Source organism: Caldimonas tepidiphila (assembly GCF_003569765.1).
GTDB lineage: Bacteria > Pseudomonadota > Gammaproteobacteria > Burkholderiales > Burkholderiaceae_C > Caldimonas > Caldimonas tepidiphila.
Window position 1 is genome coordinate 1 of the sequence record NZ_QXMG01000191.1, and the last position, 692, is coordinate 692.

Annotated in this window: 2 protein-coding genes; both read left to right on the plus strand. The window is 62.6% G+C overall.

The features are described 5' to 3' along the window. On the plus strand, window positions 1-291 hold a 291-nt coding region (locus D3A59_RS26755), incomplete at its 5' end, for an ISAzo13-like element transposase-related protein (RefSeq protein WP_419187285.1). Next, window positions 245-692: ISAzo13 family transposase (locus tag D3A59_RS25755; RefSeq protein ID WP_272868098.1), on the plus strand; the 448-nt coding region annotated here is incomplete at its 3' end. The genes D3A59_RS26755 and D3A59_RS25755, both read left to right, overlap by 47 nt.

The following is a 692-nucleotide window of genomic DNA, read 5'->3' on the forward strand; positions in this document are numbered from 1 at the left end:
CCAGACAAGTACAAGCGCAGCTCGCTGCGGCAACTCAGTGCGAAGCTGCGCGAGCAAGGCCACTCGGCATGTGCGACGACGGTGTCACGGCTGCTGCGCAAGCTTGGCTACTCGCCGCGAGTCAATGCTCGGCGCAAGGAGGCAGGCTCCTCGCCCGAGCAACGCGACGCGCAGTTCCACCACATCGAAGAGCTCAAGCAGACGTATCTGAAGGCGGGGGAGCCGGTGAAAAAAAAAGGAGCTGATCGGCGACTTCAAGAATGCAGGTCAGGCATGGCGCCGGGAACCTGAAGGCGTGCTGGTACACGACTTCCCGCAGCACGCTGTCGGTCAAGCCATCCCCTACGGCATCTACTCGCTCAACGACAACCGCGGTTATGTCTGCGTCGGTCAGTGCTTTGATACGCCGCGCTTTGCGGTAGAGGCCATCCGTGACTGGTGGCTCTTCGAAGGCAGTCGTCGCTTCCCCAGTGCCCGGCGGCTTCTGATTCTGGCCGATGCTGGTGGCTCCAACAGCTGCCGCTCACGGGTGTGGAAGGCACTGCTGCAGGAGCAGCTGTGCGACGAGAAGCGCCTCGCGGTGACGGTGTGCCATTACCCGACAGGCTGCTCGAAGTGGAACCCGATCGAGCACCGGCTCTTCAGTCACATCAGCATGAACTGGGCAGGCAAGCCGCTGCGCAGCTTCGAGC